The following is a 10728-nucleotide window of genomic DNA, read 5'->3' as shown; positions in this document are numbered from 1 at the left end:
TTTGCAATCACTAAACATATAACGCATATCAGTTACATTGCTTACATTCCAATTTTCTATACCACTAAAATCTTTACGCTCACTCTCATAAAATAACTCACTCATATCAGTTATAGCGCTAGTATCTATATCGCCTAAATTTAAACTTCTTGCTATTACTAAACTTTCTAATTCATCTTTTGTTTTTGGATAATATCGTGTTTTATTATTTACTATTTTTCTCTCTACAAAACATATTAGTGGTAGTTGATTAATCAACTTTTGAGATGGTTTGTCTTTCCAACTATCAAGTGGTTGATTGAAATTTATGCAACCATCAAACATCTCACTCATATCAGTTACACTGCTTACATCCCAGTTATCAAGTGGTTGGTTGAAATTATAGCAATTATAAAACATCTCACTCATATTAACTACACTTCTTACATCCCAGTTATCAAGTGGTTGGTTGAAATTATCGCAACCAAAAAACATCTTACTCATATCAGTTACACTGCTTACATCCCAGTTATCAAGTGGTTGATTGAAATTATCGCAACCAAAAAACATCTTACTCATATCAGTTACACTGCTTACATCCCAGTTATTAAGCGGTTGATTGAAATTTCTGCAACCAGAAAACATACTATTCATATAAATTACACTGCTTACATCCCAGCTATCAAGTGGTTGATTGAAATTTTTGCAATCTCTAAACATTGCAACCATATCAATTACACTGCTTACATCCCAGTTATCAAGTGGTTGATTGAAATTTGTGCAACAGCTAAACATCCCACTCATATTAACTACACTGCTTACATTCCAGTTATCAAGTGGTTGATTGAAATTATCGCAACCAAAAAACATCCCGCTCATATTAGTTACACTGCTTACATCCCAGTTATTAAGTGGTTGATTGAAATTTTCGCAACCAGCAAACATATCACTCATATTAACTACACTTCTTACATCCCAGTTATCAAGTGGTTGGTTGAAATTATCGCAACCAAAAAACATCTTACTCATATCAGTTACACTGCTTACATCCCAGCTCTCTATACCACTAAAATCTTTACGCCAACTCTCATAAAATAACTTACTCATATCAGTTATAGCGCTAGTATCTATATCGCCTAAATTTAAACTTCTTGCTATTACTAAACTTTCTAATTCATCTTTTGTTTTTGGATAGTATTGTGTTTTATTATTTACTATTTTTCTCTCTACAAAACATCTTAGTGGTAGCTTATCAATCAACTCTTGAGATAGTTTGTCTTTCCAACTATCAAGTGGTTGATTGAAATTTATGCAACCATCAAACATCTCACTCATATCAGTTACACTGCTTACATCCCAGTTATCAAGTGGTTGGTTGAAATTATAGCAATTATAAAACATCTCACTCATATTAACTACACTGCTTACATTCCAGTTATCAAGTGGTTGATTGAAATTATCGCAACCAAAAAACATCCCGCTCATATTAGTTACACTGCTTACATCCCAATTCTCAATACCACTAAAATCTTCACGCCAACTCTCATAAAATAACTCACTCATATCAGTTATAGCGCTAGTATCTATATCGCCTAAATTTAAACTTTCTGTTCTTACTAAACTTCTTAATTCATTTCTTGTTTTTGGATAGTATCGTGTTTTATTATTTACTATTTTTCTCTCTACAAAATATATTAGTGGTAGCTTATCAATCAACTTTTGAGATAGTTTATCTTTCCAGCTATCAAGTGGTTGATTAAAATTTTTGCAACGGCTAAACATCATATACATATTAACTACGCTGCTTACATCCCAGTTATTAAGTGGTTGATTGAAATTTTTGCAATCATAAAACATACCACTCATATCAGTTACACTGCTTACATTCCAGTTATTAAGTGGTTGATTGAAATTTTCGCAACCAGCAAACATATCACTCATATTAACTACACTGCTTACATCCCAGTTATTAAGTGATTGGTTGAAATTTTTGCAATTTCTAAACATATAACGCATATCAGTTACATTGCTTACATCCCAGCTCTCTATACCACTAAAATCTTTACGCCAACTCTCATAAAATAACTTACTCATATCAGTTATAGCGCTAGTATCTATATCGCCTAAATTTAAACTTTCTACTCTTACTAAACTTTCTAATTCATCTTTTGTTTTTGGATAGTATCGTGTTTTATTATTTACTATTTTTCTCTCTACAAAACATATTAGTGGTAGTTGATTAATCAACTCTTGAGATAGTTTGTCTTTCCAACTATTAAGTGGTTGATTGAAATTTCCAGCGTGATTAAACATATTACTCATATCAGTTACACTGCTTACATCCCAGCTATTAAGTGGTTGATTGAAATTTCCAGCGTGATTAAACATATTACTCATATCAGTTACACTGCTTACATCCCAGCTATTAAGTGGTTGATTGAAATTTGTGCAATATTTAAACATCTCACTCATATCAGTTATACTTGATATATCCCAGTTATTTAATGGCTGATTGAAGCTTTCAGTTCCATTAAACATTCCTGTCATATCAGTTACACTGCTTACATCCCAGTTATTAAGCGGTTGATTGAAATTTCTGCAACCAGAAAACATACTATTCATATAAATTACACTGCTTACATCCCAGCTATCAAGTGGTTGATTGAAATTTTTGCAATCTCTAAACATTGCAACCATATCAATTACACTGCTTACATCCCAGTTATCAAGTGGTTGATTGAAATTTGTGCAACAGCTAAACATCCCACTCATATTAACTACACTGCTTACATTCCAGTTATCAAGTGGTTGATTGAAATTATCGCAACCAAAAAACATCCCGCTCATATTAGTTACACTGCTTACATCCCAATTCTCAATACCACTAAAATCTTCACGCCAACTCTCATAAAATAACTCACTCATATCAGTTATAGCGCTAGTATCTATATCGCCTAAATATATATCTTCATCACAAATCAAATTTTCTAACTCATCTTTACTTTGTGGTGCATATAGCTTAATAGGAAAGAAATACTCCATATCCGCTACAGCTGTAATATTATAATCACTAGCAATACTCTTAGCTATAGAGCTATCTTGACAGATGATACCAGCTATCATATCAATTGGCAAATGCGTAGGTACAAGTGCCTCAGCCATCATTTTATCTCTTTTAGATTGCTTGATGGATTTATTGGCGTGGTTCCAGCCTTTTGACATCACCTCACTCCAGCTGATAAACTGCGTATTTAGCAAGTCGCTAAGCTCATTTGCACATTCATATCTAGCAGCAGTGGCACTAGCGTTAGTAAATATCACCCCATCAGTTAATAGAGCAGTTTTGTGAATTTGTAGGATTATAACCTTGCTTCCATAACTCTTTTGTGCTGAGTATAAGGTGGCGTTGCGTGGGTTGAAATATAAGCTTACATATTCACTAATTGCCTTGCCATATATCGGCTCAGCGTGGGAGCGCTTTGGGTCAGTGGAGATAGCGCTAATGCCGTGGCTCATTATATCGCTTAAATCATCAAGATTGGCAATATAATAGATGTAGCCATTTTTGAGTGGGAGCTTTTCTAGGGTGCTAATTGTGTTAGTTACTTGAAAAATTGCCATTAGTCTGCCTTTGGAATATAAATATAGTATTTTGATAGCTATATTATATCTTTATAAGTTTAAATTTAGCTGGATAATTTAGCGGTGAATTTATTTTAAAGCAAATGAAAATTTTTACAGATATAGTAAAAACTAATTTAGCTACAATCTAACTTCTACAAAAAAACAAGCTAGCTTTGCTCTTATTTTGTAGCACTGATAAATGGCATTGTTTATCTTTTGTGCTACTTGCATTACTATTTATCTACCAAAAAATATCTTTTTTCTTAAAATAAGTTAAATTTATACAAACATACTTTTTACAAAATATCAATACTATCATTTAATCTAATTAAGATAGTGGTAAATTTCACCTATTTACAATAAAATGCAGAGTAGTAAATAATAACAAATTTAAAGCCAAATTTGAGCACCTAAAATCTCAAATTTAGCCTATTAATCAAAATCCGTGTAATCGCTTTAAATCGCTATCTATTGGTTTTTTATTGCCTTTTTCATCTACGCTAACATAAGTTACTTCAGCAGTTGTAACTGGAACACACTCACAAAATCCTTGCGAATTTAATCTTTGCACGACTACTTTTACCACTGTTGTTATTGAAGTTTGACCTACTTGAGTTATTTTTGCATAGCAACTAACAATATCACCAATAAATACTGGCTCTTTAAAAATTACCTCTTTCATCGAGATTGTTACAACTCTTATAGGCGCTAACTCTCTAGCAGCTATAGCCCCAGCAAGGTCAATTTGAGAAAGAATCCATCCACCAAATATATTTCCAGCTGGATTTGTATCGCTTGGCATAGCGACGATTTTTATCCTTGGTTCGCCCATATTTTTCATTATCAAATCCTTAATATTTTTAAATTGAAATTGTAACTTTGAATTATTAATTATAATTAAATTTAAGTTTAAAAAAAGCTATAATTCTAGCCACCGCTTGGGTAGCTAGAATTAGGTTTTGAATTTATTTAGATCATCTTCTAATCTGGTAGATACATCTTTTAGACTAGTTGATACTTCTAAGAATTGATGTACAATTTTAGCATTATTATCAAATGCTTCTACAGAGCTTTCAGACTGATCTAGTAGAGTCTTTATCTTTTTATTAATATCTATAGCCATCGATGATACCTCTTGAACTATCTGCATAGATTCGCTTGTAGCTTTTTGGGTTGATCTAGCTCTATCCATTAAATCATTTGCACTTGTGCTAATAAGTGCAATATTTTTAGCGTTTTCATTAAGCGAAACACCTAACTCCCTAGTAGATTCTATCATATTTTGAGCATTAGAGTTTATACCGCTTAAGGATTCATTGGTCTTTTCAGCTAATATTCTAACCTCTTCTGCCACTACGGCAAACCCCCTTCCCATCTCTCCGGCACGAGCCGCCTCTATAGCTGCATTTAAAGCAAGTAAATTTGTTTGATCAGCTATATCGCCTATGATATCTAATACCTTTTTCATATCTTCGGTTTGGCTAACTACGCTTATTGTTTTTTGTGCTATCTCTTGTTCTTTAGCATTTGCTTCATTTAGATGAGTTACAACTTCGCTAAGAGAGTGTATCATCTCTTCTAACTCATCATAAGATTGTTTATTAGCGCCGGCTGCTTTGCTTGATTTGTCAGTTGATATCTCTAACTCATCGGATATGCTTTTACTAATTGCGTATGACTCTTTGGCTTGAGCTTTTCCTGCTTCTGTGCTATTTAGGAGTATTGAGGCGTTGTCATTTAGCGTCATTGTCTCATTCTCTACACTCTTAGCACTATTTTGAGCTTTTTTGACTATATCTTGAATTTTCTCTATAAATACATTAATATGCTGGCAAGTCTGACCAATCTCATCGCTACTTTTAACTGAAATTCTAGCACTTAAATCGCCATCGCCACTACTTAAATCCTTGGCACGGTTTAATAACTCCAACACTGGAGCAATAACAACCTTGCGAAGTACAACCAAAACAATAATAGCAGTTAAAATAAGTGAAATAGTAAAGATTAAAAAGAACATAACACTCTTATCTCGTAAATCTTTATCCATAGCATTTAATGAGTATGATAAATCCATCACGCCTAAAACATCGTTTTCTTTAGATAAAGCATGACAAGCCAAACATTCGCTCTTAGCAATAATTGGAGTAACTAATCTTAATTGATGGTTATCTTTGGTTTTGATAGTCTCTGTATAATTTTTTGGATTTATAAATTGCTCTTTGATAATATTATCCTTAGGCACCACCTTATCTAATCCAAACCCTTCAGATACAACATCAGAACGATAAATCTTTAAAGATGCTACGCCTTTAATTAAACTTGCATCATGAACTGATTTTTCTATAATTTGTGGGTCGCCTGTATTCATAGCAGTCTGAACTGTTTGAAAAATCGACGAACTAAGCATATTTAAACTATCTTTAGTAATTTGTGTAGATGAACTATTAAATTGAGCTATGATAATAAACTGCATAACTACAAAGCTAATAAATAGCACAGCAATAATACTGAGAACTATTTTCTTACCTATGGTATTAATCATTTTGTCTCACCTTGAATAAAATATAGTGAAATTATACATCTTTAACTCTTACTAGAAGTTTAATAAGATAATTTTCGCCTAAAATAGGCAAACTTGGGTCGAATTTGACCCAAATTAAATTAATGCAAGAAGTGTCTAATGCCTGTAAAATACATACTAATTCCAGCTTTATTAGCTGCTTCTATTACATCTTCATCACGAATTGAACCGCCTGGTTGAATCACATTTGCAACGCCAACACTTGCTGCTATCTCTATACTATCAGCAAATGGGAAAAATGCCTCACTAGCTAATGCGCAACCTTTTAAATCTATACCCATATCATTGGCTTTAGCTACTGCAGCACGAGCCGCATCCACCCTGCTAGTCATCCCCATTCCAATAGCTAAAAGAGTGCTATCTTTGACATAAACCACACAATTTGATTTAGTTAAAGCTGCAATTTTCCACGCAATTTTAAGGTCGTTTATCTCATCTGGATTTGCTGCTTTTGTAGTAACTTGTTTAGCATTATCTACTTCAGCATCGCTTATGCTATCTTTTTCTTGAAATACAAAACCACCATCAATATGTTTAAAATCCCATTTATAGCCAGATGTTACTAAGAATTTATTATTTTGTGTAAAGATTTTAGTGCGTTTTTTATCACTATAAAGCTCTAAAACACCCTCTTCTACATTGGCAGCGATTATAACCTCTATAAATATCTCTTTAGTTTTAAGAGCTAGCTCCTTTGTAAGCGTACCATTTATCGCTACTACTCCGCCAAATGCACTAATAGGATCGCATTTAAGAGCTTTTATATAGCTATCAAGCTCATTTTCTCCAATAGCAAAACCACACGGATTAGCATGTTTGCAAATAGCAACTGCTGGAGCATCGCCAAATGCCGAAGCGATAGCTACAGCTGAGTTTATATCTGTCATATTATTAAAACTTGCTTCACCCTTTAACTGAGTAAAATTTAAACTTAAAAAGCTATCAAACTCATATGCAGCACCTTTTTGATGAGGATTTTCACCATATCTTGTATCAAATACTTTTGAACCGGTTATAAATCTTTTAGCACCAAATCCGCCATTAAATCTCTCATTCATATAGTTAGCTATCATAGAATCATATGCTGCAGTATGCTCATATGCTTTAATCATTAAATCACGTCTAAACTCATAACTAGCACTATCATTCCTAATAGCATTAAGTACCTTATCGTAGTCATTCATATCAGTAACTATTAAGACATCTTTGAAATTTTTAGCCGCACTTCTTACCATAGTAGGGCCACCAATATCAATATTTTCAATAATCTCTTCAAAATCATCTGTACGGATTGTAGTCTCTTTAAATGGATATAAATTTACACATACTAAATCAATACCTTTAATATCGTGCTTACTAGCTTGTTCTACATGACTAGCATTATCTCTTTTATGTAAGATTCCTCCATGTATTTTTGGGTGAAGTGTTTTGATTCTACCTTCAAACATCTCAGGACTAGCAGTAAATTCGCTAACTTCTATAACTTTAATACCATTATCTTTTAGCGTTTTATATGTACCACCTGTACTTAAAATCTCAAAACCTAAAGCCTCAAGTCCTAAAGCAAACTCAACTATACCGCTTTTATCGCTAACACTAATTAATGCTCTCATCTACGCTCCTTATTTAAATTTCGCTTTTAACATATCATATGCTTCATTTATTTGTTGCATTTTTTTAGTTGCTTGAGTAATTATCTCATCACTTTTATCCATCGTAAAATCAGGATGATACTCTCTAGATAATCTACGATAACTAGCCTTAATCTCTTCAAAACTAGCATCTTTTGAAAGCCCTAAAACTTCATATGGATCAATATTAGTATTTTCTTTAGATAAATTTTTAAATTCAGCCTCAAAATGAGCAAAAAGATCCTCTACAATACTCTTATGCAAGCCAAATCCATCGCAAATCTCTTGTAGTATTGCCTTTTCATTGCCATTAAATTCACCATCAATATAGGCTAAATTCATAAAAAATACTATACGATTTATCCAGATTTTTTGGCTAAACCTCATCTTTTGCTTATACTCTTTAGCAATAGCATAAGCTGAGCTATGGCTATCTTTATGCCAGGTATATAGCTCTTTTAAATCATTTCTAACATTAACATCTCCAAGCTTTAAGCATATATCATCTAATAAAAGTGATATATAATTAGCTTCATCTTTGCTTACTACTCCATCGCTTTTAGCAACTTTTGCAGTAAGCATTATAAGATATTTAGCATCATCGTATTGAAGCTCTTGAAGGCTTTGTTTTTTATAGTTTGAATTAGCAAACCCTCGACTAAGCAACCAAAATGCGACAACAAGCCCAATTAAGATTAAAAATATATTCACTATCAATCTTCACTTTTAATAACAGCAGCAAACTCGCTAAAATAGATATTTTGCAGCTCTTTTAAGTCCATTTTAATATCATTAAGAATAAACTCATCACCACCACTTAAGCCAATTTTAATAAACTCAACTCCATATTTTTTAGCTAGCTCTTCAAATTTAATAGCATCTTTAACACCTACTACTGCCCTAGAAAAACTCTCATCAAATACAAAGCGACCATCATCAAATTTAATCTCTCCACTAAAACCAATAGAGCTAACTGCTACCATCTTAGCTAGAGTTATAGCAATACCACCTACTCCTACACTATTGGCAAAAGCTAAAACTCCATTTTGATTAGCCTCAATTACTAAATCCCAAAGTGCTCTTTCTGCCTTATAATCAATCTCCTTTAGCTCTCCAGCGCATAGATTTGCTATAGCTTTCATATATAGCGATCCAGCAAACTCACCAGTAGTTTTACCAAGCAAATAAACACTCACGCCAGCACTATTAAATTCACTATCTAAGCTTTTATTAGCATCATCACCTACACCTACTGTTACAATACTTGGAGTTGGCTGAATGCTAATACCATCAGTTTCATTATACAAGCTTACATTACCACTAACTACTGGAGTATTAAGTGCAGTACAAGCCTCTTTAATCCCTTCGCAGCCATTAGCAAACTGCCACATTACTTCAGGATTTTGTGGATTTCCATAGTTTAGACAATCTGTAATAGCTAGCGGAGTAGCTCCACTCATAGCCACTTTTCTACCACTTGTTGCAACAGCTGCAGCAGCGCCAATTCTTGGATTTACATAATTATATCTAGTATTACACTCCATACCCATAGCAATTGATTTGCCATTTTCTTTTATTCTCATCACAGCAGCACCTAGTTTGCCAGCTTTTTTAATTACATTTGTACCTACAGTTGAATCATATTGATCATATATTAGGCTTTTATTTGCCACATTTAAATCTCTTATTAATAGCTCAAATGCTTCTTGATTACTAATATTTGGCATATTATCTAAATTAATTTTTGCAATTTCATCAAGATATTTTGGTCTGCTAGTTGGGCGATCTAGCATAGGAGCAGCCTCGCTAAGTGGAGCAATAGGCACACTACCAGCTAGCTCTCCATGCCAATATAACTCCATCACGCCAGTATCAGTTACCTCTCCGATAATCTCAGCATCTAAATCCCATTTAGCAAAGATTGCTTTTATCTTATCTTCGCACCCTTTTTTAGCACAGATTAGCATTCTTTCTTGTGATTCACTAAGCATTAGCTCATATGGAGTCATTCCACTCTCACGCATAGGAACTTTATCTAAATACATTCTCATACCGCTACCGCTTCTGCCTGCCATTTCAAAACTACTTGAAGTAAGACCAGCTGCTCCCATATCTTGAATTCCTACAATATAATCGCACTTAAATAATTCTAAGCATGCCTCCATAAGAAGCTTTTCAGCAAATGGGTCGCCTACTTGAACGGTTGGGCGTAGAGATTTATTTTCTTCATTAAAGCTATCGCTTGACATCACAGCACCGCCTAAGCCATCTCTACCTGTTTTTGACCCAACATACATTACTGGATTTCCTACACCTTCGGCTTTTGCGTAAAATATCTCATCACTTTTACAAATTCCAAGACCAAAAGCATTAACTAAAATATTACCATTAAAACTCTCATCAAATGTAGTTTCACCACCTACAGTTGGCACACCCATGCAGTTGCCATAATGGCTAATACCAGATACTACACCTTTTACTAAGTAGCGCTGATGGCGATTAGTTTTATCATCTCCACGAACCTGCCCAAATCTTAAAGAGTTCATACTAGCCTCAACCCTAGCACCCATCGTAAAGATATCTCTAAAAATACCGCCAACCCCTGTAGCAGCACCAGCAAACGGCTCAATAAAACTTGGGTGATTGTGGCTTTCCATCTTAAATACAGCAGCCATACCATCACCGCAATCAATCACTCCAGCATTCTCGCCTGGACCTTGAAGAACCCATGGGGCTTTAGTAGGAAAGCCATTTAAATATTTTTTAGATGATTTATAGCTACAATGCTCACTCCACATTGCAGAAAATACACCAAGCTCAAGTAAATTTGGCTCACGCCCTAAAATCTCTAATATCTTCTTATATTCATCATCGCTAATTTTATGCGCTTGTATCGTTTCTTTATCCATATGT

General features: G+C 33.8%; 6 protein-coding genes. All 6 read right to left on the bottom strand.

The genetic code is table 11. The features are described from left to right. Positions 1 to 3600 (bottom strand): DarT ssDNA thymidine ADP-ribosyltransferase family protein (locus tag CIGNP109_RS08595; protein ID WP_180380004.1); only part of this gene is annotated, 3600 nt, incomplete at its 3' end. Between the two features lie 439 nt (positions 3601 to 4039). After that, entirely contained in the window at positions 4040 to 4444 is a 405-nt protein-coding gene (locus tag CIGNP109_RS02820) for an acyl-CoA thioesterase (RefSeq protein ID WP_086224845.1), read from the bottom strand. A gap of 111 nt (positions 4445 to 4555) precedes the next feature. Beyond that, on the bottom strand, positions 4556 to 5620 hold the full coding sequence (locus CIGNP109_RS02815) for a methyl-accepting chemotaxis protein (RefSeq protein ID WP_442861889.1): 1065 nt from the start codon (positions 5618 to 5620) through the stop codon (positions 4556 to 4558). A 644-nt stretch (positions 5621 to 6264) separates the two neighbouring features. Then, positions 6265 to 7797, bottom strand: a complete 1533-nt coding sequence (purH, locus tag CIGNP109_RS02810) for a bifunctional phosphoribosylaminoimidazolecarboxamide formyltransferase/IMP cyclohydrolase (protein ID WP_086228133.1) — start codon at positions 7795 to 7797, stop codon at positions 6265 to 6267. 9 nt (positions 7798 to 7806) lie between these two features. After that, complete coding sequence (locus CIGNP109_RS02805) at positions 7807 to 8526, bottom strand: DnaJ domain-containing protein (protein WP_086228132.1); 720 nt, start codon at positions 8524 to 8526, stop codon at positions 7807 to 7809. A 2-nt stretch (positions 8527 to 8528) separates the two neighbouring features. Beyond that, positions 8529 to 10724 carry a phosphoribosylformylglycinamidine synthase subunit PurL gene (purL, locus tag CIGNP109_RS02800; protein ID WP_086228131.1) on the bottom strand — a complete coding sequence of 732 codons (2196 nt, stop codon included), beginning with the start codon at positions 10722 to 10724 and terminating at the stop codon, positions 8529 to 8531. Positions 10725 to 10728: the final 4 nt, after the last annotated feature.

This window comes from Campylobacter sp. P0109 (genome assembly GCF_002138755.1).
Lineage (GTDB): Bacteria > Campylobacterota > Campylobacteria > Campylobacterales > Campylobacteraceae > Campylobacter > Campylobacter devanensis.
The sequence above is the reverse complement of the archived record's forward strand: the minus strand, read 5'-3'. Positions and strand labels throughout refer to the sequence as shown.